At 45.9% G+C, this 23,071-nt stretch carries 15 protein-coding genes; 7 read left to right on the plus strand and 8 right to left on the minus strand.

Annotation, left to right across the window (positions count from 1 at the left end):
• Positions 1-15 precede the first annotated feature (15 nt).
• From CIK89_RS06510 to CIK89_RS06525, 4 genes are all read right to left on the minus strand, one after another.
• Entirely contained in the window at positions 16-2,814 is a 2,799-nt protein-coding gene (locus CIK89_RS06510; protein ID WP_094390584.1) for a SusC/RagA family TonB-linked outer membrane protein, read from the minus strand.
• A gap of 31 nt (positions 2,815-2,845) precedes the next feature.
• Positions 2,846-4,759 carry a RagB/SusD family nutrient uptake outer membrane protein gene (locus tag CIK89_RS06515; RefSeq protein WP_094390585.1) on the minus strand — a complete coding sequence of 638 codons (1,914 nt, stop codon included), beginning with the start codon at positions 4,757-4,759 and terminating at the stop codon, positions 2,846-2,848.
• A gap of 11 nt (positions 4,760-4,770) precedes the next feature.
• The gene (locus CIK89_RS06520; RefSeq protein ID WP_254046633.1) at positions 4,771-7,881 is read right to left on the minus strand and encodes a TonB-dependent receptor; all 3,111 of its coding nucleotides are present in this window, start codon (positions 7,879-7,881) and stop codon (positions 4,771-4,773) included.
• Between the two features lie 137 nt (positions 7,882-8,018).
• A complete protein-coding gene (locus CIK89_RS06525) occupies positions 8,019-9,470 on the minus strand; it encodes a cellulase family glycosylhydrolase (protein WP_094390587.1) in 1,452 nt (483 codons plus the stop codon).
• 417 nt (positions 9,471-9,887) lie between these two features.
• Between CIK89_RS06525 and CIK89_RS06530 the strand changes: the two genes are divergently transcribed.
• The 3 genes from CIK89_RS06530 (at position 9,888) to CIK89_RS06540 (ending at position 11,944) form a co-directional block, all read left to right on the plus strand.
• Positions 9,888-10,262, plus strand: a complete 375-nt coding sequence (locus CIK89_RS06530; protein WP_094390588.1) for a RidA family protein — start codon at positions 9,888-9,890, stop codon at positions 10,260-10,262.
• Positions 10,263-10,270: 8 nt separating this feature from the next.
• Complete coding sequence (locus tag CIK89_RS06535) at positions 10,271-11,149, plus strand: helix-hairpin-helix domain-containing protein (RefSeq protein WP_094390589.1); 879 nt, start codon at positions 10,271-10,273, stop codon at positions 11,147-11,149.
• A 105-nt stretch (positions 11,150-11,254) separates the two neighbouring features.
• Positions 11,255-11,944, plus strand: coding sequence for a polysaccharide deacetylase family protein (locus tag CIK89_RS06540; protein WP_216820466.1), 690 nt, complete (start codon positions 11,255-11,257; stop codon positions 11,942-11,944).
• Between the two features lie 214 nt (positions 11,945-12,158).
• On the opposite strand, the gene CIK89_RS06545 is transcribed toward CIK89_RS06540, so the two are convergent.
• From CIK89_RS06545 to CIK89_RS13915, 3 genes are all read right to left on the minus strand, one after another.
• A complete protein-coding gene (locus CIK89_RS06545) occupies positions 12,159-13,973 on the minus strand; it encodes a VapE domain-containing protein (protein ID WP_094390590.1) in 1,815 nt (604 codons plus the stop codon).
• Positions 13,974-14,292: 319 nt separating this feature from the next.
• Positions 14,293-14,754, minus strand: coding sequence for a DUF6078 family protein (locus CIK89_RS06550; RefSeq protein WP_094390591.1), 462 nt, complete (start codon positions 14,752-14,754; stop codon positions 14,293-14,295).
• Positions 14,755-14,817: 63 nt separating this feature from the next.
• Complete coding sequence (locus CIK89_RS13915; protein WP_256387817.1) at positions 14,818-14,940, minus strand: hypothetical protein; 123 nt, start codon at positions 14,938-14,940, stop codon at positions 14,818-14,820.
• A 525-nt stretch (positions 14,941-15,465) separates the two neighbouring features.
• On the opposite strand from CIK89_RS13915, the gene CIK89_RS06555 reads away from it, so the two are divergent.
• Positions 15,466-16,815 carry an ATP-binding protein gene (locus CIK89_RS06555; RefSeq protein ID WP_094390592.1) on the plus strand — a complete coding sequence of 450 codons (1,350 nt, stop codon included), beginning with the start codon at positions 15,466-15,468 and terminating at the stop codon, positions 16,813-16,815.
• On the opposite strand, the gene CIK89_RS06560 is transcribed toward CIK89_RS06555, so the two are convergent.
• The gene (locus CIK89_RS06560) at positions 16,758-17,747 is read right to left on the minus strand and encodes an alpha/beta hydrolase (RefSeq protein ID WP_094390593.1); all 990 of its coding nucleotides are present in this window, start codon (positions 17,745-17,747) and stop codon (positions 16,758-16,760) included. The genes CIK89_RS06555 and CIK89_RS06560 overlap by 58 nt on opposite strands.
• Positions 17,748-18,020: 273 nt before the next feature.
• On the opposite strand from CIK89_RS06560, the gene CIK89_RS06565 reads away from it, so the two are divergent.
• The 3 genes from CIK89_RS06565 to CIK89_RS06575 are packed head-to-tail and all read left to right on the plus strand — an operon-like array spanning position 18,021 to position 22,802.
• On the plus strand, positions 18,021-20,024 hold the full coding sequence (locus tag CIK89_RS06565; protein ID WP_094390594.1) for a glycoside hydrolase family 2 protein: 2,004 nt from the start codon (positions 18,021-18,023) through the stop codon (positions 20,022-20,024).
• Between the two features lie 21 nt (positions 20,025-20,045).
• Entirely contained in the window at positions 20,046-22,037 is a 1,992-nt protein-coding gene (locus tag CIK89_RS06570; RefSeq protein WP_094390595.1) for a transglutaminase domain-containing protein, read from the plus strand.
• A 45-nt stretch (positions 22,038-22,082) separates the two neighbouring features.
• A complete protein-coding gene (locus CIK89_RS06575; RefSeq protein ID WP_158214984.1) occupies positions 22,083-22,802 on the plus strand; it encodes a copper homeostasis protein CutC in 720 nt (239 codons plus the stop codon).
• The last annotated feature ends 269 nt before the right edge of the window (positions 22,803-23,071 follow it).

Consider the following 23,071-nt stretch of genomic DNA (forward strand, 5'->3'; position numbering starts at 1 on the left):
TTTATGAGTTACTAATTAGAACGAAGCTCTGAAACCAATGTTGTAAGAGCGCATCTGAGGTGCACCACCGATGTTGGTCTCCAGAATCTTACGCTCCTTGGCAATGGTCAGCAGGTTGCTTCCACCCACATAAACGTCGATACCACGTACGAACGAACCTTCGAAGAGGTTGCTTGGAAGTGCGTATGTAATCTGTACGCGCGAGAGGTTGAAGCGATCAGTGCTGTACATCCAGAAGTCTGAATAGCGGAAGTTGTTGTCACCATTGGTAGTGGTCAGACGTGGATAAGTGGCAGTAGCAGCAGTCTCGGGAGTCCAAGCGTTGCGAACTACCTCAGAGTACTTACCTGTACCACGAACCCACCAGTAAGAGTCGCTCTTCATGGCATGGCCACCCAACCAGAGGTTACCCATTGCAAAGAAGGTGAAGTTCTTCCACTTAGCAGTAAGGTTCAGACCCATGCGGAATGGAGTGTCCCAACGTCCGAGGAATACGCGGTCGTTATCATCAATCTTACCGTCGTTGTTCATATCAACATACTTGATATCACCAGGTTTTACCTCACCGAAGGTCTGCTCAGGAGCTGCATCGATTTCTTCCTGTGAGTTGAAGAAACCATCGCTCTTCAAGCCCCAAAGTCCGTTGAGCGGACGACCAATAGCTGAGAGATAATCAAACTCTATGTTCTCGTCGCGCTTGTCGGCAGTACTCTTATACCATGTACCGCTTACACCGAGGCTCAAATCCACTTCACCGATCTTCTTGTTTCCATATACACTGAAGTCAACACCAATACGTTTGTCAATGTTGTAGTTCACATAAGGAATAATAGAAGAGGTAGGATAACCAGTCTGTGTGAAGTAGTTCGGGAAGAGCGAAGTAGCACGTGTCAACATACCATCCATCTTACTGGTGAAGAAGTTCACGTCAAAAGTGATAAGTTTATCGAGCAACGAACCGCGGAGACCTACAGAGAACTCCTTACGCTTTACGAAGCCCATGTCATAGTTGTCACCACGCTGGAACTCAGTAGCAGCACCGCCTTCGAGGTCACCCCATGAATACCATCCACCGGTCTGTAAGATGGTCTTATACATGAAGTATCCGTCTTCGTTATCGCTGGCAGTGATGTCGATATCCTGGTTGATGATACCACCAGATACGTTCACCATCAAATCATCTACGAAAGTATCTTTCAGCACATCCTTAGTAGGACGCCATCCCAAAGTCACTGTGGGAGAGATTGCAGCACGGTTGCCTGCAGGCAACTTGGTTGAATATGGCATAGCAGCGCTGAAGTCAAAATAGTAAGTATGGTCGTAGTTATACGACAACTGCAAACCGAGGTTGGCATTGGTAGTGCGATGGTAGTGACCATTGCGCTGAGTCTGCCAAGCATTGGCGAGTGCCATAGCGAACACGTTGTGTACGCCATCAAATGTACGAGCCCAATCAAACTGTCCGCTAACATTATAAGTATAGCGGTAAGAAGAATCGCTGATATACTGCTGACCGGTCTTCTTGTCTTCACCATACTGGGTGATGCTACCAATCATGTCAGGACCGTTATAGTTAGTCCAAGTTGGTGAGAAGGTAGCATAGCTGTTGCTATAACCCTGGTTGTAGGTAGAAGCATAGTCGATACCGTATTTAGCACGGAACATCAGACCCTGTGTCAGTGCAGCGAGATTTATGTCAAACTCAGTATTGAACTGGAACTGACGACTTACAAACTTGTTGTCACCTGCTGCGAAAGCATCAGCATAAGGGTTGGTGGGGTTCGACTGTGTACCACCGAAGAAGAATCCATTTTGCAGGTAGTTACTGTTCATCACCGAACCGAGCGATACTTTGTCGGTTGACTCGATGAAGCTGATGGGAATCAATGGAGAAACGAGATGTGGACGCAATGTAGCGGCCTGTCCCCACCAATCAGTCTTTGCAGCGAATGCATCGTAGAAGGTCACATTAGCATCGGCCTTAGCAGACAACCAGTCGTTGAATTTCACGTCCATGTTACCACGCACGAAGAAACGGCTGGTAAAGTTGTCCTTGGTATTACCCACCTTCAACAGTTCGTTGTTGCGATAGTAACCTAAAGTAGTGTAGTACTTCACACGCTCTGTACCACCGGTAACTTCGACGATTCCCTCATAGCGAGTGGTGAAGTCACGACGATACTGGCTGTCGTACATATCAAAGTTAGGATAACGGTATGGATTCTTTCCAGAAGCGAAGTTATAGATTTCCTCGTCTGAATAGTTCTTATCATAACCGTCATTGATACGAGCTTGGTTATAGTAACTCATATATTCAGCAGATCCCAGATACTTGGGGAACGAGATGGGAGTACCAATACTCATGTCAGCATGTGCGTTGATACGGAGGTCGCCCATCTGTCCGCGCTTGGTAGTAATCTGCAACACACCCTTAGCAGCACGTGGTCCGTAGAGCACTACGGCAGCCGAACCTTTAAGCAGGGTAACTTGGTCTATTTCCTGTGGAAGCACGTTGTTGGCATCGCGAACCATTCCATCTACCACAACGAGATAGTCGCCATATCCCCAGAGACCGCCATTGACACCGCCGACCACGTTTTCGATATACTCGATACTGCTGGTGGCATAGTTCTTTTTGGCCATCTCCTTCATGTCTATTACCGACACACCGCCCATAAGGTCTTGTTTATCGACAGCGCGGAATGCCACTTGCACCTTGTCGAGCGTATCGGTCTCGGCTTCTTGGGCATAAACACCTGTTGAACCTGCAACCAAAGCTGCACACAACGCAAGTCCTTTATATATATGTCTCATTTGTTATTCTGTTTAATCATTAATATTACCATTACCAACCAGGATTCTGGCCGAATTCAGGATACATCGTAACATCATCGATACGGAATGGCAACCAATAGTGCTTAGCCGAAAGCTTACGTGTCACGAGAACTTCCTGTTCAAAGTTGACCACAGCATTGTCCTTTGGTGCATTACCATCGAAGGGCACACTTGGATCACGGTCAAATGTCTGCTTGGTCTTGATAGTGTAAGGATAAACGGTGAGGAGTTTCCAACGACGGAGGTCATTGAAGCGATGGCCTTCGAAAGCCAACTCTACAGCACGCTCACGGCGTACTTCACTCATAAACTTCTCTACGCTACCAGTAAAGCTTGCATCAACATGAGCCACACCTGCACGGTCACGAATCACATTGATAGCATCCTCGGCAGAGAGATTGCATCCACTGGCTTTCGCTGTGGCACTTCCATAACCCTCTGCAGTAGCCTCTGCATAGAGCAGATAAACCTCTGCCAAACGCAGCCATGAGAGGTGCATGTGGAATCCCCAACCATAGTCGTTGTCGGCCAAGTTAGCACCGATGGGTATAAACTTATAGTTCAGATAACCAGTACGTGAGGTTGACTTCGGGTCGTTCACGCCATTACCACCATTATAGAAGTTGGCAAACTCGTAAGGACCATACTTGTCTTTATCGGCAGCCACGTTTTTGATCATCTTCACACCATCATAGACAATGTCGTGATAGAAACGTGGGTCGCGGCCTTTCCAAGGATGATGCTCATCGAAACCAGAAGCAGCGTTGACAGTTCCATCTTCGTTATAGAGAGGTTGTCCGTTAGCCATACCATAGTAGTTTACATAGTTAGCAGTAGGACAGAGAATGATACCGTCACCGTTACAGATAGCAGAGATCTGGTATGAGTTCATCTGGCGCCAGTATGAGTCAGCACCGAATGAAGGGCTACGCATGATAGCTTCGGTAGAACCAGGCATCAAGAAGTCCTTACGCTCATAGAACAGTTTGCTGTAGTCAGCAAAGTCAACAAGTTTATACTGGCACTGGCCTTTATCCACCATAGAGATCACTTCACCGAGCGCATCGGCAGCAATCTTACAGTAGTTGGCATCATAAGTGCGCAAATCGTTGTCTGTTCCATTGACCATCAGTGGGCTACCGGCATAGAGGGCAGCTTTACCAAGATATGAGAGTGCCCAGATCTTGTTAGGACGGAAGATGTTGTTACCCTTGGTAGGACGACCAGTATCGGTATCATCCCAATTGACAGGCAACAGTTTAGCGGCTTCACGGAAGTCAGCAATCATGTGGTCTGCACACTCCTGATAGCTCATACGTGGAAGTCTGAACTGCTCCTGTGGATTGAGAGGTTCAGTCATGTAAGGCAGACCTCCCCAATAGGTAGTCAGTTCGAAATAGAACCATGCACGGAAGAAGAGCAACTGACCTTTGATAAAATTGCGTTGTTCCTGAGTAGCATCAGTGAGCATACCATCTTCAAGGGCCTTCAGACCGATGTTTGCCTGACGGATGGCATACCATCCACCACCCCAGAGTGACTTCTTGAAACGGTCGTCTTGGTTGGAACCCTGATCAATAGACCAGTCACGGTCCAAGAAAGTACTACCGTTTTTACCCGAACCGTAAAGGAAGTCGCGGTATGAACCTTTATCAACTGAGTAGCCAGCCAGATATTCGCCGGCACCGGTAGTGATGATTTCATCTTCTCCCCAGTTGAATGAGCTTACCCAGTAGTGCTTGGCAACATCGGGGATGACGTTATACATCACCTCGACATATCCCTGGAAATTCTTGAAGTTCTTGAAGGCGTCTTCTTTCGACAACACGGTCTGCTCATCACGATCCAGATAATCGGTACATGAGCTGAGTCCGAGTGTCATGCAGAAAAGTGCACCAAGAACATATATAAATGTTTTCTTCATTTTCTTTGCGTTTAAAGTGTGATTTTGAAACCTAAGTTGAAACGCTTCTGAGTAGGATAAGCACTCCATCCACCGGTATTTGACTCACGGTCGTCTGGCATATCAGTCCAGAGGGCGAGGTTGTTACCGTTGACGAAAAGCTTCAGACTCTGAAGTCCAAGTGAGTGGAGCCATTTCTCCTTAGAGAAGGTGTAGGCGATTTCTGCATATTTCAGACGGAGATATGAACCGTCGAACATGAAGCGTGTACCATCTGTATATGGGCTCTTCTTAGTCAGCCATCGTGGCAGGGGCACATCACCGTTCTGGTTTTCCTTAGTCCAATAGCTACCTTCGTGGTAAGCGGTGTTACGTGTACCGCCGAGACTGCTCAAGCCCACTGAACGTGATACGTTGTTGGTGCCATAGAACTGTACGAAAGCAGAGAATCCCTTGAAGTCAACACCAATCTGGAAGTTACAGGTATTCTGAGGGATACTGGTGAATCCGTAAGGAATATAGTCGTTAGAGGTAATCTTACCGTCACCATCATAGTCAAGGATGATATAGTTACCGGGCATACGCTCGTCGTCGTTTTGGTCGTGAGCGGTACTACCATAGAGTTCGTCCCAGTTGTTATAGTAGCCCTTGTCAACATAGCAGTAGGTCTGACCGATACCCTTGCCTGCGTTCTTCTGGTAGATAGGTTTCAGTTCTGGGTCATCGCGGTCGATGATTTCACTCTTAGCGTGGGTGAACGATACGTTACCCCAGAGACGCCAGTCCTTATTGAGTTGTTTATTGAAGCGGATGTCAACTTCATAACCTTCACTGTTCACTTTACCCTTATTGACTGCAGGAGCACCACCGCCGAAGTATGAAGGAACGGCACGGTCGTTACCTGTAATCAAAATATCGGAACGCTTCTCCTTGAAGTAGTCGAACGATCCAGTGATCAGGCCACCGAAGAATCCGAAGTCGGCAGCGATGTCGAGCTTCTTAGCTTTCTCCCAGTGGAGGTCGGGGTTACCAAACTGTGTCTGTTGCCACCAAGTATAGGGGCTCTTTGCAGGATCCACACCTGTACTGTTCTGACGGAAGGCACCTGAGTTAGCCCAGAGGTCCATATAGAGCCAGCGCTGGTTTGACACCTGGTCGTCACCGATTTCACCGTAAGAAGCACGGAACTTCAACATATCAATAATGTGCTTATCGCGAAGCACCTTCATGAACTTCTCTTCACTGATAGTCCATCCGATAGCACCTGAGTTGAAGAATGCGAAACGGTTGTCGGGTGAGAAGAGCTCAGATCCGTTGTACGCACCGTTATACTCAATCATATATTTATGAGCATAGTCGTATGTGGCACGGAATACCCAGTTCTCACGATAGTAAGGCTGCTGGCTACCGGTAGCATACTGTTCACGGTTGAAGTTACCCATGGCACCTACGTTGTGCTGACCGAACTGACGCTGCCAGTTAACCTGTGCAGAATAGTTCAAGCGACGATATGACATCCAGTCGTTCACTTTACCAGCACCTGTTTTCCAAGCCTTGTTGTTCTTAAAGTCAAACTTGTAGTTCTTGTCGGTAGTAACATTGGTTACAATCTTACCGGTCTCAGGGTCAATCCACTGTGTGAAGTCATCCTCCCAGTCGGTGGTATCATCAATACCGCGGCCTGTTTCATTGAAGGCGTTGTCGAATGCCAAACGTACCTGTGCACGCAATCCCTTGGTGATGAAGCCGAGGTCTTGTTCCAAGGTGAAGTCGGTGTTCAAACGGTCGTTAGTAGTATAACCGATACCGTTCACGATCAAGTCCATCATAGAGTTGGTAGCAGCCTGGTCGGGGTTCGGAGCATAGTAACCGAAAGCACCATTGCTGTAGATAGGACGGAAGGCATCAGGTGAGATACCATAGAAAGCAGACCAAACGAGATTTTCATACTGACCCTGTGTAGCTTTCTTCACTGCGTGTGAACCAGAGAGGTTTACGTGCAATTTAGTTGTCTTGGTAAGATTGAAGTCCAAGTTGCTGCGCACGTTGACACGGTCGTAAGAAAATCCTGGGTCGTAACCACGAAGTGAAGGCATCTTCTTATAGATGTCACCTTCATGAGCGTAATCGACACTTGCGAAATACTTGGCAAATTTAGTACCGCCAGAGATATTCACGTTAGCCTGATACGAAACTGCGACGTCCTTCAGCAACTCATCGACCCAGTTTACGTTAGGATAACGTTCAAACTCCTCCTGGTTGGCAGGATGGCGATACTTATTAATACGGTCACGAGTCAGATAGTAAGCCCAAGCCTCAGGACGGTAGGGCAACTCAGCCTCGATGACATCATTACGCAGACTGAGCGCATCGTAAGCATCCATCATATCAGGAAGCTTCGAATAACTCTTCAGCGTAGTGCTTGCACTAACATTGACCGTAGCCTTGCCCTCTTCACCACGTTTGGTGGTAATCAAAATTACACCGTTGGCACCACGTACACCGAATACTGCTGTGGCTGATGCGTCCTTCAGCACGGAGATGGTAGCAACGGAGTTGATATCAACGCTCGACATGGGGCGCTCGATACCATCGACAAGGATAAGAGGTGCACTGTTGTTCCACGACGTCACACCACGAATGGTGATGGTTGGATCTTCATCACCAGGCTGACCAGTAGTCTGCATGGTAACAACACCAGGCAGGTTACCCGCCAAGGCCTGTCCCAAACTGGTCACACCACCGGTGCGCTCCAACACTTTCGCCGTGGTTTGCGTAATGGCACCGACCACAGACTCTTTCTTCTGTTGACCGAAACCAACAACAATTACCTCTTGCAGAGCGTTATCGTCAGAAAGTTCGATACGCAGATTGCGCTGCTTACCAACCTTCACGCTCTTGGTAACCATGCCGACGTATGAGAATTCCAGAACGGAAGCCTCAGAAGGCACGTTGATAGAGAAATTACCGTCGAAGTCGGAAACCGTACCCGAACTGGCATCTCCCTTAATTCTCACTGTAGCTCCGATGAGACTTTCACCAGAACCATCCACGATCGTACCCTTGACCGTGATTCCCTTCTGGGCAAATGCGCCCAAAGTGAAGAGCATCAGCATCGCGATCAAAGAGAGCGAACGCTTCATTGTTAACACTTGTTTACACATGTTTTTTTCATTTTTGATTCATATTTTGTTTTAGGTTGCTGAATTCACAAGCTTATTTCTGCGTACAAAGTTACGTATTTACTATAGTTTTCACTTTTCACAGAGTAACAAATACTTTATTCAGACGATAACACCTTGCGATTGCGCACAGTTCCGTCCTTTAACACTTGTTTGATGATATAAACACCCTTTTGCGGTTTTTCCACCTGTTCACCTCTTATATTATAATAATAGGTGTGAGCCACTTCTTGCGAAGAAGCCACCGAACCGATGCCCGAAGCGTTTTGTTGCTTCTCCCACCACTCTTTATACCATTGGAAACAGGCATAGGCACAGCACTCCTCAAAGAGATTATATTTTTTCGCGTTTTGGAACGCTGGTCGCACAGTGCCATTGGCGAGATATTCGTCAATATCGAGATAGTCATGGGTATGGGTGAGTGTCATACCGATATTACCGAAGTGGTCATGCACGGCTTTCCAAGCTGCGCCCCATTTCGACGTCGAACCAGTTGCCCAACTGCCAAAGTTGGGAACGACCCATTGGTTCCACTCATTATAGTGTCCCTCCGACGTACGTCCAGGATCTTCCGGCGACCAATCAATCTCGGTCACCATGACGGGTTTGAAATCCACTACAGGCACATCATTATGAAAATTGGTAATGAAAGTCTGTGGATTGCAGTTATTATCGGTAATGTTGCCATACCATCCAGAATAGACATGAACGGCATAACCAAAGTTATTATCACTGATAGGATACTCCTTATAGCCCACATAGTTCGACTGATAACCTGCACCCGGCACCCAGATTATTCCGGTGAATCCTGCTTGACGAATAACATCTACTACGGGTTGGAAGAAATCGTGCAAGGCATTGGGAGCGAGTAATTGTCCTTTACCATAGTCATAACCATACTTTACGCCATTAGCCGAATATACATTGACGGGTTCGTTGGCGAGTTCAATAGACACTTTACCTGCCAACGCTTTAATCTCTTCATGTTGTGCAAATTCCTGCCAAACGGTCTTCAGATAATTCTGATAACCATCACCCACCTTAATATTCTGCGGACAAACACCCGGAGGGCGCACAATGACATAAAGTCCGTGGGCAAGCGCTTTCTTTATAAGAGGTATATAAAGCTGATTGAGGAAAGTCTTATAGCGAGCAAGCGAGAATTTAGAAATATCCGCCTCGTTGGTTGCATTTCCGCTATTGGTCCAACAAGGATCCATGTGCAGACGGAACACATTGCAATAAGACCCTTGCGACTTGTCGGTAATAGCCGTGAAGATTTTCTCAAAGAAATTCAGACATGGTGGAATGTCGGCTGTGTCGTAACCGGGCTTCCACGATTGCCATCGCCATCCGTTGAAATAGCGGTTGGGGGTATCCATCACACCGTGCAGCTGAATAGCCTTACCAGTGGGATCAACCAACTGTTTGCCGCTAACCTTCAGAGCAGGCAATTCGGTTGTGGTCTGTGCCCCTGCTCTTGCAACATTTGCAAAAAGCAGGAGTATCAGCCACAGCCGAATTGATTTTGAATAGTTGAATAGTTGCATTGCTTCTTTTTTAGTTTTAGGAAACCATGTACCATGGTTTTTCCTGTTTTACATAACCCAGACTGCATTGGAGTCTAAATGGTTTGTTTAGTTTGATTGCAAAGTTACGAAGTATTTCGCACGAGCAGTTTACAGTGTGTAACATACACTTTATATGAGATATATCATGTATCAAAACCTTTTCATCATGTACCAAACAACACATTTTCCCCATATAAAGGATGGTTTTGGGCCATTTTCTGTCGTTTTATAGAGGTTTTAACACTTTCATATAAAAATACATGTAACATAGAAAAAAACACCGCCAATGATGGTTTATTGCGGAAAAAGCAGTAATTTTGGACCAGAAACAAATATCTAACCCAAACATCTCCTAATGGTCTAACGACCCTTGGGGGCTAAAACAAGAAAAAGACAATGAAACAAATCCATTCAGAACAGGCACCAGCAGCCATCGGCCCTTACAGTCAGGCCATCGAAGTAAACGGTTTCGTATTCGCATCTGGACAGATTCCTGTAGATCCTGCCACCGGCAACTTTGTAGAAGGCGGTGTTAAGGAACAGACTCGCCAGTGCCTCACCAATGCCAAACATGTACTCGAAGCCGCAGGCACCGATTTGAGTCATGTGGTAAAAACCACTGTCTATCTCGACTCTATGGACGATTTTGCCGCCATGAACGAGGTTTATGCCGAGTTTTTTGCTCAGCCCTACCCTGCCCGTTCGGCTGTTGCCGTTGACCGTCTGCCCAAAGGGGCTTTGGTCGAAGTAGAGGTTCTGGCTGCCAAATAAGCATTGCCATGGTATATAGCGACCGCCGGGTCATTATCTCGTTGCTCATCGTGGGTATCGCCATGATGGGAATCCTTTTTGTGCTGACCGACGACAACCATACAGAATCGGTACGCGCACGTAAAGAAGCTCCAGAAAAGCCCAAGCATCGCTATTATCACACCCAAGGACAGCGGGTGGAGTCGTTTGTGTTTGATCCGAACACAGCCGACTCTACCCAACTGCTCCGTTTGGGACTGCGCCCATGGCAGGTGCGCAACATTTATAAATACAGGTCGAAAGGTGGCATCTATCGCACTAAAGCCGATTTTGCTCGCCTTTACGGACTGACCGTCAAGGATTACCGCCGACTGGAACCCTATATCCGCATCTCGGCAGACTATCAGTCGGCAGCATCACTGTTTGCCGACGACCGTCACCCACGCGACACCTCTCGTATGCGACGTGACTCGCTCTACCAGCATCGCGACACTACGAAATGGATTAAGAAGATTACCAACACCCAACGCATCGTGCTCAACACTGCCAGCGAGGAAACGCTGCGTCAAGTGCCTGGCATCGGCACGTTCTATGCCAAGGAGATTATTCGCCATGGTAAATGGATTGGTGGCTATGTGGATGTCAACCAACTCGACGAGATTGAGAATTTTCCCAAACAGGCCAAACAGTATTTCGTCATCAGCAAGCCCAATCCTGCCAAACTGAAAATCAACGAGTTGTCGTTCTCTGCTTTGCGGCGTCACCCCTACATCAATTTTTATCAGGCTAAAGACATCATAGACTATCGCCGGCTCTATGGTCGGATCCACTCGCTGGCAGACTTAGAGTTTTCTGCCGCATTCAGCGAACATGATTTGAAACGCTTGGAACCCTACGTGGAGTTTTGATTTCACACCGCACGGATATGTTTTTACTACATTCTATTGTGCGATTCATTTTTTTATAGTACCTTTGCCAGTGCGGAACATCCGCCTAACCTATACATAAAAGAAATGAAAAAACTAACATTACTATTGTTTATGGCTATACAGACCATGACTCTACTCGCTCAGGAAAAACTGGTGGCCCTCAGTTTTGACGATGGTCCCAACACCACCACTACAGTCCACATGCTCGATGTATTGAAGAAACATGGTGTCAAGGCTTCTTTCTTCGTCATTGGCAACAATATCACCGAAGAGAGTGCCGTAGTGATGAAACGTGCCCACGACGAGGGCCACGAGATTGAGAACCATAGTCTTACCCACAGTCCAATGTCGCAACTCACGCCCGACTCTATCCGCAAAGAAATCAAGACAACTTCGGCTTTGGTTGAGAAATATGTGGGTGAGGCGCCTGTATTCTTCCGTCCACCATATATCAATGTCAACCAGACACTGTATGATAATGTCGATTTGGGATTCATCTGTGGTGAAGGTTGTGAAGACTGGCTCGACCATGTTACTGCCGAACAGCGTGTAGAGCGCCTGACAGCTTGTGCACGTGACGGTATCATCTTCTTGCTCCACGATTTCAAGGGCAACGAACAGACTGTTGCTGCTGTCGATCAGCTCATCCCCATACTGCAAGCCAAAGGTTTCCGCTTTGTCACAGTCAGAGAACTCTTCAAGGCAAAAGGTATTAAAGCACAGAAGAATCTGATTTACAGCGATGTTATGCATCCAGAGCATCGCATCCAGTAGCAGCACATTGTTCTTCTAACCGTTGCTATCAGCAAAGATGTTTCGCGTGGTCAAAGCCCTGACCGCCGTACATAAATTTAGTTTTCAAGAAATATTTGAACACCGAACACCACATTTTGCTAATACATTGACATACAACAAACTATATGGTGTTCGATGGTGTTTATAACGCATTTATCGAACACCCATCGAACACCATAGATTGATTAGTTCCTCACAGGCGTTTCACAAGATAGTCAGTGCTGTATTTGGTTCTGCGTCTTTTGAAACCAGCAATCTGTTTCAAGTGACGACCAAGTGTTTGTATATTCGCCACACTCAAGCCACTGCCGAACCGAGTTTTCAGTTCGGCATAGATTTTTGCTACTGACAGATACTCACCCTCCATCTCATTGGCTGCCGGTGAGAAACATGCTGCGAAACACTGTTCAACAGGGATGATGGTGGTAAACCGCTCGTTGTTTTCCATGACCAGTTTAGTTTGTTCCTCGTCAAACCATGTTTTCTCACCATTTTCTATTGCCTCAACTGCCTGTGCATAAAGTTGTTCGTGGTTGGGACGACAATCCACACGTATAGGAGCAGTCAACTCGATAGCCATAAAACGGCGATTGCCTGACGGATCTGCCAAGATATCGTCCATATTGCTGGTGGCAATAAACGAGGCGAGACGCGGAAATTCCTCAACATGAGTGCCATAAGCGCGTTTGATCTTGATATTAGACAACTGGATGAGGTTTTTCAGAAAACCCTGTTGCACCTTGGGCGATATCTGGTTGAACTCGTCGAGATTGATCAGCAGAAACTGCGACATAGCCTGCAACACCTGGCGTTTCTCGTTGAGTAAAAGATTGTCGTTATAGCCCCATTGCAGTTCGGGCGGTAGCAAACTGCGACAAAACGTACTCTTATGGTAACCCTGTGGCGAAATGAGCAGAGGCACCATACTGTTGCCATATCGTCGGTTATACTGTCCTCGCCATTGGTTGACCATGGCGAGAAACCAGATGCGAAACCATGTTTCCCAGTGTGGATTGGCGGTTGGCACGGTTCGTGCCAATGCTCCGATATGGTCTTGTCCGTCCCATTTTCCATGCAGTCGGTAGAGATAATGGTCCATAGGATTGTATTTGCGTATGATATCCGACTCAAGATAATTTCTCACATCTTTATAGGAGACATTGATTCCTGCCAGAAGGAGTTCGACCGCCATGCGTTTTTTCACGCGTTCATCGAGTGGTTGGAAGTCGTAATACGCTTTCTGCCGATTCAGATACTCGGTATATTTCATCAGATCATTATAGCGAAAGTCGTAGTGACTGTCAAAATAGGCAATCATACGCTTAATCTCCGAAAGCGGATTTTCCGTTGCATCATCGACTTTCACAGGCGATGGCATATCCAACATATCAGATTGACAATCTACCTCATAGCGATTCACGCAAAGCGGTATCGCCTGAGGATTGTAATATGGATGGGCATCGAGAGTGTTGAGGAAATTATCATACAAAGTAGATACTTCCTTCGCCCCTTTTCCTTCAATCTGTGAGAGATAGAGCGGTCGGATGCGTGCTGCTGCCTGACGGTAGAGGTGTTTTGCCACTTCTTCATCAGTAGGCAACATGCCATTTTCATCGGCATAGCGCACCAACACCACGATGCCCTTAGCATCTGCAGCGGTCACCACAAGGTAGGTAGAGGGCAGAAAAGCGGCATTTGTCTTGGCTTTTTCGAGTGATTCTTTCCCTATAATGTCATCAAAATACAACATAAGAATACCATTGTTACGGGTCATCATAAGGTTGCCGTTGCTGTCTTTTGTAAATTCAGCAGCAGGGAATACATGGCGCCAAGTGGGGATGGCACGATGAAAGTCGTAGCCCAAAATACTGTCGGCAACCTCTTCTCGAAATTTTCCCACAGTCTGTTGCGCATCATCATGTGCAATTTGCTCCATCCATTTCACGATGTCAACGGTTCTCAAGGTCTGTCTGTTTTTTGTATTTCGTCTTGTAATTGTGAATTTCATAGTGTTTATATTTATTTGTTGTTCAATAACTTATGTTTATTTCCCCATACAGGTGCCCGTATCTTTTATGGCTATCCAACATTTTCAGTCCTTTGCCACATACCTGACAAAAGTATTATCAAACGTTGGATAAAGGTATTATCAAACGTTAGATAAAAGTATTGTCAAACGTTGGATAAAGGTATTGTCAAACGTTGGATAAAAGTATTGTCAAACGTTAGAAAGATGTTCTTTCAACGTTGGAAAGATGTTTTTTCAACGTTGGAAACGACTCATATCAAACGTTGGGCAAAGACTTATACGCCTGCATGGTTGACACTTATTCAATAGGCTGATCTGTCAGCATGTATTCATCTTCATAATGGTCGAATGTGACATAAGAACACCCTTTGTCTTTAAGCATACCAGCAATCGCTTGCTGTTGTTCGGAAGACAAATGTTTTTCTCCTCGGTTATAACGGTAGAAGGTGGAAATACTGCCCAAATAATTGATCAACTGTTGACGCACTTCGCCAATTTTACCACACTCCAATTGCTTCAAAATATTGTTCATTCCCCATGCTGTTTTCACCATTTTCAAGCGCACGAAATAATGACAATCTCCATTGTTGATAGCATCGGGATAGATGGCAAGTCCTTGGTGGAGATCAGCATCTTTGTACTGCATAGAGATTTGTCGAAAACATTGTGAGGCAAGCGGGCATTGGGTATTGAAACAAAAAGCCCATTGGTCAGTAATCAATCGTTTGACAGTCTGTGTTTCGATAGGTTGTGTTTTCATAAGCTGTTAATTATTAAGTTATTAAATTAAAAAATGTGTTTCTCGTTATCTGGTTCATGCCCGTTAGGCTGATAGGGCGTGATGTGTTTTTCCGCCTACAAAGATAATAAATTTGATGAGCGAATGCAAGAGTTTTCCAATATTTTTTTTCGGCTTTGCTTTTTCTCCATCTTCAGAATCAATCATTTTTTTCAAACAAAACAGGACATCGAGGATCTCTCCCTAAATCTGATTTTGGTGGTCGATGTGTGGTCGAAAATCACAGTTTCCGCCATTCGACCACACAGGGCATTTCATTCTCCTTCAATGTTTTAGCCCAGTCTGGTGGTCGAGTGGTAACAAAAGTGCGACATCGCGTGTGCGCATGCACGCGAAGGTCCCTATTCATAGGAAACGCATCCTTTGCTTTTTTTCTCCAAATATATAGCTTTTGCAGCATACTAAGAAAACAAGCAGCTATTACGCATCAGGCTGTATGGCAGAAACATGCTTAGGAATTTTGTGATTTTACAGCCTAAAAACCATGGAATTTTGTGATTTTATAGTCTAAAAACTATGGAATTTTGTGATTTTATAGCCTAAAAACCATGGAATTTTGTGAGAAATACACCAAAAAACTATGGAATTTTGTGATTTTATAGCCAAAACGCTTGGGAATTTTGTGAAAAACAAGTATCTTTGCAAACAAAATAGAACCAAAAAGTATTGATTATGAAGCTTTTGCAAAGAAAGATTGACAGCATTCTAAAAGAATGGAAGAAAAACGAGAACAGACTTCCTCTTATCGTCAAAGGTGCACGACAAGTGGGAAAGACAGCTTCTATCTTGCAATTTGCCCATAGCAACTACAAAAATGTAGTAGCCATCAACTTCGTATTGCAACCCAAATACAAAGCAATATTCGAAGAAGGTTACGAGGTGGATGACATCATCAGAAATCTAACACTTATCGATCCTTCTCTGAAGATTGAACCTACAAACACGCTCATTTTCTTCGATGAAATGCAAGACTGCCCAGCCTGCGCCACCAGTCTGAAAGCCTTTAAGATAGACGGCAGATATGATGTTATCTGCTCTGGCTCGCTGATGGGCATCAACTATCAGGAAATAGAATCAAATAGTGTAGGATATAAAGAAGATTACACCATGCATTCCATGGATTTCGAAGAGTTTTTGTGGGCAAAAGGTTATGACTTCTCTTTCATAAATAGTCTATACGACAAAATGACTACCGTCACTCCACTTACTCGTATAGAGATGGATATTCTGGAGAAGATATTCCGTGAATACATGACCATTGGCGGCATGCCTGCTGTGGTCAACCAGTTTGTCTCTAACAATAACTTCAGTGGCACACTCAAAATGCAGCAACAACTTCTGCTCGACTACGAAGAAGACATTACCAAATATGCACACGGACTCGACAAAGGCAGAATCAAGAATGTCTATGACCACATCACCGTATTCCTTGGACAAGACAATAAGAAATTCCAAATAAGTAAAATTGCCCGTGGAGCGAGAAACAGAGAATATGTGGGAACCATTGAATGGTTGCGCAATGCCGGTATCATCAACGTATGCTATTGTTTGTCACAACTTACCCTTCCACTAAAAGGCAATTATGATCCCAAAACCTATAAACTCTATTATAAAGACACAGGATTGTTGGTTGCCTCACTCGACGAAGAATCACAAGAAGACCTAAGGACAAACAAAAACTATGGCACATACAAAGGTGCTATTTATGAAAACATCGTGAGCGATATGCTTGTCAAACAAGGATACAACCTGTATTTCTATCGCAATGAGAAATCCACTATTGAGATGGACTTCTTTATCCGCGATGCCAAATCACTCATCCCCGTAGAGGTTAAAGCCACTGACAATGCCACTAAATCACTGTCAAAACTGACAGCGCAAGATGGAAAATATCCCGACATCCGTTACGGCATCAAACTCTGCAACAAGAACATAGGATTCAATGGGAAATTCTATACGTTTCCCTACTTTCTCACCTTCTTGCTCAAAAGATTGCTGAGCACGAACTCCCTCACACGCTGAGTATATTCCTGATGATGGTCACGATAGGCATGCGCATGGTCTGACCCTGTTGCCACATAGATGGCTTTGCGACCGTGTGTCTTTGCCTCGTAAAGGGGTTTCAGCATGCGATAAGGCACGAAGTCATCGCAGTCGCCATGGATAAAGAGCATCGGTTTCACACTCTTGCGCACCTGGTCGATCTGTCGGGCTTCGTCAAACGACCAGCCATAACGTGCCTCGCAGAGCCACGACGTGGTAGTCATCAACGGAAAGGCGGGCAGTCCAAACTGGTCTTTCAGCTGTGCAGCAAACTCATCCTTCACCGAGCTGTAGCCACAGTCTTCCACGAAACACTCCACTCTATCGGGTGTTTGCTCTCCAGATAGTGCCATCACCGTAGCGGCACCCATCGAAATGCCATGAATCACCTGACGCGTTGACTGCCCGTCAGCAAAGATGCCATCAGCCACTTCCGACCATCGCAACACATCCCAACGGTCGTTCCACCCCATCTGTATATGGTCGCCCTCACTTTCGCCGTGGGCATAGAGGTCGGGCAATAGCACATTGAATCCCATATCATGATTGTAGAGATAGGCAATATGGAGCATACCCTCTGCCCTCACCTTATAGCCATGCACCACCACTGCCGTGCGGTTGGTGTGTTTCGGCGCATAGAGGTAGATGGCATGGGCACGATAGCCCGATGGCATCGTGACAAAGGTATCTTTCACACAGTGGTTCTGATAGACAGAGTCCATCCAGTGTGTCGTCCACGGACATTCGTCTTTGATGCGGTCTTGCCAATGTTCGGCACTGTTACGCTCTTGTTGTGGATAGCCCAACGAATAGTCGATCATATAACTGCTGGCTCCTGCCAGTATCAATGCCACCAATATCAAAACAATGGCAACCGAGGCTCGGAAGCGTCTTTTCTTTCTCTTTATCATTGCGTTACAATCTTTATTATCTTTGCTTTTTCATTGGCGAAGATACAACATTTCATGTAAACCTGTATCATCCTCACTCATATTTTATAATATCTTCACAACCGCAAGAGTCTTTCCACCATCTCTTGTCATCGGAATTATTCGTTTCTTATCATCAATAACCAAAAACACCTAAACGATAAAGAAACAAACACGAATGCTTGGTATTCACAGACAAATAGTGTAACTTTGCATAAGACTATTACTTTTCCAACAATAACATACCACACTAACATGAAAAAAGTATTATTCCTATTGTTTCTAATTGGAACAACTTTCACTGTATCTATATCAGCTTCTGTCAATATACCATTAAACGATGGATGGCTTTTCAACCGTGGCTTTCAAGCTTCTTCTGGAATGACAAAAGTAAACCTGCCACATACATGGAATGCAGAGGACGGAATGTTTGGCAACACCGATTACTATCGCGGACTGTGTAACTACACCCGTAAACTGCAACTCCCTATCCAATACCAAGGGAAACGCATATTTCTGAAAGTCGGTGCTGCACAAACAGTGGCTGATGTCTTTGTGGATCATCATTTTGTGACACAACACAAAGGCGGATATACGGCATTTGTGGCTGAGTTGACCGACTTTATCAAACCAGGAAAGGAGAGTACATTGGAGATTCGTGTCAATAATGCGCCAACTATGGATATTGCACCTATATGTGGTGACTTCAATATCTTTGGCGGTCTATACCGTGGTGTAGAACTGATAGTGACCGATGATGTTTGTATTGCACCTGACTATTATGCAAGTTCTGGTGTGTTTTTCACTCAAACAGAGGTAACAGAAAAGAAAGCCGCATTGAAGATAGAAACTCTACTTTCTTCAAAAGAAACATCACTGGATGGTTGCGAAGTGGAATTTCAGTTATACGACAGGGGGAAACAACTTCGTCGCTTGGTCTGCAACGAAATATCAGAAGGGAACAAGGTGGTAATGACCACTACAATAGACAATCCTCACTTGTGGAATGGAGTGAAAGATCCGTTTCTGTATCAGGCTGTTGTCATATTGCGAAAGAATGGACGAGAAATAGACAGGAGGCAGGAGGCAATAGGATTCCGCTATTATCACGCAGATGCAGATAAAGGATTCTTTCTGAATGGAAAGCCATATCGACTCAATGGGGTTAACATGCATCAAGACAGGGCAGAAATTGCCACAGCACTCCATCAGTACAACCATGACGAGGACTTGGATATCGTTCAGGAGATGGGATGCAATGCTATCAGACTCAGCCATTACCCCCAATCCAAATACCTACACCAACAAATGGATCGTCGCGGATTGGTAGCATGGGCTGAAATTCCTTTCGTCAATGTATATGTCACAAACCCCAACTATGACGAGAACCTACGTCAGCAGTTAAAAGAACTGATACTACAAAACTACAATCACCCATGTATCTTGTTTTGGGGACTCTTCAACGAAATCAACTCTGGATGGTTAGACCGCCCTTCTAAAATGGCAAAAGACCTCCATGACTTGGCACATCAATTAGACCCTTCACGCCCAACAATGGGGGCAAGCAATCAAGATGATGATTTCAACGGCACACCCGATTTGATTGCATTCAACAAATATTTCGGATGGTATGACGACAAAATGGGAGAAATTGGCAACTGGGCTGACAACGAGCACCGCAAACACCCAGAAAGGAAAATGGGTATCAGCGAATATGGAGCAGGCGCATGCGTATTCCAACAAACAGATTCATTAATTCACCCAGACCCATTAGGACAATGGCATCCTGAAAACTGGCAAACCTATTACCACATCAGGAATTGGACTGAACTACAGAAACGCCCATACCTATGGTGCAACTTTATTTGGTGTATGTTCGACTTTGCTTCTGCTGGTCGTAGAGAAGGCACCATTCCTGGTCGCAACGACAAGGGACTGGTAACTTACGACAGGCGCACAAAGAAGGACGCTTATTATTTCTACAAAGCCAACTGGAACAAAGACGATCAATTTGTGTACATTGCAGGAAAGAGAAATACACTAAGAAACTGTAAAACCACTACTATACAGGCATTTAGCAATAGCGGCCCTGCCAGCTTGTATATCAATGGAAAGTCTTACGGACAGGCATTTCCTGACAACGTTAATGTGTTACAATGGAAGAATGTTACACTGGACACTGGTGTAAACACTATCGAAGTAAAAAACAAACACAGTAAAGACACATGTAAATGGGTATTGTCTGACACCATTGACTAATATCACTTCACAACGAAAACGATGAAACACCTACTGATTACTACAGTGGCACTGATGACATTGGGAACTAACGCAATGGCACAAACCGAAAACGAATGCCTTGACTTCCTCTATCAGCACATGCCCACACCCGACAGCGTGGATTACCCCAAATCTTATTGGCGCAACCAAGTGCGACTCGCACTGAAAGCCAGAAAGACCATGTCCTGGGGACACACCGTACCCCTATGGGAATTTCAAAACTTCGTACTGCCCGTGCGTGTCAACAACGAAGCACTCGATGAAGCACGTGCCACCATTTATAAAGAACTGATGCCACGACTGAAAGGAATGACTATGGAGGAGGCGGCACTCGAAGTCAACCACTGGTGTCACGAGAAAGTAAGCTACCGACCAAGCGACGGCAGAACCGCTGCACCACTGGCTACCATGCGCAACAGCATAGGGCGCTGTGGCGAAGAGAGCACCTTCACTGTGTCTGCCATGCGTAGCGTGGGCATCCCTGCACGACAAGTATATTGCCCACGATGGGCACACACCGACGACAATCATGCATGGGTTGAGGTGTGGATTGACGGTAAATGGCGATTCTTGGGAGCATGCGAACCTGAAGCCACACTCGACAAAGGATGGTTCAACTGGGCGGCAAGTCGTGCCATGCTGGTAAGGGCATTCGACTATGAAGGCAACAGCATCTCTACCACCACGACATACGCTCCAGTCAAGACACTCAACGTGAAAGTGGTGGACGAGAACGGAACGCCCATCAAGAATGCCACCGTAGATTTCAGACTCTACAACTATTCGGAGTTTTATCCCTTGCATACTGCAAAAACAGATGCAGAAGGATGCGCTGCGTTTCAAACCGGATACGGCGATCTGCAGGTATGGGTGAGCACTGGCAATAGATACGGAGCTATGAAGGCTGATGCCTACACCACAACCATGACCATCACCCCCAATCGCAAAACAGGATGCGAATGGACTGAGCAATACGACTGGCATGTGCCGACAACTGTACTGCAAGAACCTGACCGCAGCATTGTAGATACAGTCAGCGCAAATGGAAGACGACTGATGCGCGAAGACAGCATACGCGCTGCCTATCAGCAACATACTTTCTACAAAGGACAAGACGAGACGCTTCGCAAAGCGCGTAGCAACTGGAAGGTAATAGAACGATTCATCAAGGAGAACCACCCCCATACGGCTCTCGTGCTGAAAGGCCTCAACGAGAAAGATCTAAGCGACGTGACGATTGATGTGTTGCACGATGCCTGCCTCATGAACGAAGAGGCTCTAAAATGTGGCGGTGTGCGCATCTCTACCGAACACCTCCGTCCCTTTGTGGCTTTCCTGCAAAAACAACTGCCGAAGATGACCGCTAAGGAATGGATCAACTGGGTGGAACAAAACATTGCTGTAGATAACAGCAAAAATCCAAAACAGCTCTATACCTCAGTGGTGGGTATCTATAACAGCAGACGATGCAACGACCGAAGCCGCGAACTCTTTACCGTTGCGGGCGCACGGGCATTGGGCATGAAAGCGGAACTCGACCCACTGGGCAAAGCAATGGTGGCAGACAACAACGCTACAGCAACAAGCGGATGGCTCAGACTTGCTAACAAAGAAGAGAAAGTGGAACAGGTTGCAATGGGCACACTACAACTGGATGTGCCGAAAGACATCATGTACTACCATGGCTACACCATTTCGAAAATGGTCAACGGACGACCCACACCACTCGACTATGCAGACGATGACCCTACCGTAACAGGCAAATTCCGCGAAGGATTGATGTTGCCTGAAGGCGACTATCTACTCACCACGGGCACTCGACTGAAAGGCGGCGATGTGCTTACCCATAGCACCATGTTCTCGTTGAAGGCAGGAGAGACCAAGAAGGTGAACGTACTCTTCCGCACCAGTCAACACAGTGTGAAGGGCGACTTACAACTCGACGACAGCGAAATCAACTCAAATGCCACTTCCCATCAGAGTGCACAATAACGCTGTGGTCTATTCATGAGCATTCACTATTCATTCAATAAAAATATGATATTAGAACTTTGCTGTGAAAACATCGAGAGCGTAGAGGCTGCTGTCCTTGGCGGTGGCAATCGTATAGAACTGTGTCGCAATTTGGAAGTAGGCGGACTGACTCCCGATCGCGAACTGACCCGTCAGGCGGTAAAATGCTGTCATGAAGGCGGTTTGAGTGTGCAGGTATTGATTCGTTCACGTGGCGGTGATTTCGTCTATACCGATGACGAAGTGGAACAGATGGCAGAAGACATACGCATGGCTATCATCGACGAAAAAGCTGACGGTATCGTGATTGGAGCACTCACCAAAGAGGGTGACATCGACTTGGAGGCTTGTCGCAAATGGATGGACATGGTGCGCCAACCAGACGGCACCTTCTCTTGCGAAGTGACCTTCCATCGTGCTTTCGACAGATGCCGTAACCCGATGGAGGCTATCGAACAGATTGCTGCCATGGGATGCGTTCGTATGCTCACATCGGGTCAGCAACCCACAGCGGAAGAAGGTATTCCCCTACTCCGTCAACTCGTAGAGAAAGCCAAAGAACTGTCTGTGAAATATGGTCATCCGTTCAACATCCTATGTGGTTCAGGTGTTACAGAAGTGAGTGCACCCATCATCCTGCAAGCCACAGGAGCTACAGAGATTCATGGTTCACTGCGCACTGGACGTGCCACAGATGTGGAAAAGGTTAAAAAGGTGATGGCATTTATGGCTGAGCAAGGCTAACCGCTCATCACTTTCTATCATCCTGATAATAAATAGGAGGGAATCACACATACGAATTTATCATGACTTTATGGTTGTTTGTCAAATATATACACTATATTTGCAACATCTCTGTGGGTTCTGCATGGTAACCACAATCCTTCATCATCATACTATTATAGTGGCAGACCAACAGGGTCTGCCACTATTTGTCTAATCCTAATCGGTCAATAGAGTTTGGTACGCGTAATGGCGAAACATCATTCGACTTTACGCTATTCTTGTTCTAA

Source organism: Prevotella sp. P4-119, from assembly GCF_002251345.1.
Lineage (GTDB): Bacteria > Bacteroidota > Bacteroidia > Bacteroidales > Bacteroidaceae > Prevotella.

Bases quoted from the DNA above. Each gene is read 5' to 3' on its own strand.
- CIK89_RS06540 (WP_216820466.1), top strand. From the start codon at position 11,255: ATGAAAAAACTAACATTACTATTGTTTATGGCTATACAGACCATGACT.
- CIK89_RS06530 (WP_094390588.1), top strand. From the start codon at position 9,888: ATGAAACAAATCCATTCAGAACAGGCACCAGCAGCCATCGGCCCTTAC.
- CIK89_RS06525 (WP_094390587.1), bottom strand. From the start codon at position 9,470: ATGCAACTATTCAACTATTCAAAATCAATTCGGCTGTGGCTGATACTC.
- CIK89_RS06535 (WP_094390589.1), top strand. From the start codon at position 10,271: ATGGTATATAGCGACCGCCGGGTCATTATCTCGTTGCTCATCGTGGGT.
- CIK89_RS06570 (WP_094390595.1), top strand. From the start codon at position 20,046: ATGAAACACCTACTGATTACTACAGTGGCACTGATGACATTGGGAACT.
- CIK89_RS13915 (WP_256387817.1), bottom strand. From the start codon at position 14,940: ATGATTGATTCTGAAGATGGAGAAAAAGCAAAGCCGAAAAAAAATATT.
- CIK89_RS06560 (WP_094390593.1), bottom strand. From the start codon at position 17,747: ATGATAAAGAGAAAGAAAAGACGCTTCCGAGCCTCGGTTGCCATTGTT.
- CIK89_RS06550 (WP_094390591.1), bottom strand. From the start codon at position 14,754: ATGAAAACACAACCTATCGAAACACAGACTGTCAAACGATTGATTACT.
- CIK89_RS06575 (WP_158214984.1), top strand. From the start codon at position 22,083: ATGATATTAGAACTTTGCTGTGAAAACATCGAGAGCGTAGAGGCTGCT.
- CIK89_RS06510 (WP_094390584.1), bottom strand. From the start codon at position 2,814: ATGAGACATATATATAAAGGACTTGCGTTGTGTGCAGCTTTGGTTGCA.
- CIK89_RS06515 (WP_094390585.1), bottom strand. From the start codon at position 4,759: ATGAAGAAAACATTTATATATGTTCTTGGTGCACTTTTCTGCATGACA.
- CIK89_RS06555 (WP_094390592.1), top strand. From the start codon at position 15,466: ATGAAGCTTTTGCAAAGAAAGATTGACAGCATTCTAAAAGAATGGAAG.
- CIK89_RS06520 (WP_254046633.1), bottom strand. From the start codon at position 7,881: ATGAAGCGTTCGCTCTCTTTGATCGCGATGCTGATGCTCTTCACTTTG.
- CIK89_RS06565 (WP_094390594.1), top strand. From the start codon at position 18,021: ATGAAAAAAGTATTATTCCTATTGTTTCTAATTGGAACAACTTTCACT.
- CIK89_RS06545 (WP_094390590.1), bottom strand. From the start codon at position 13,973: ATGAAATTCACAATTACAAGACGAAATACAAAAAACAGACAGACCTTG.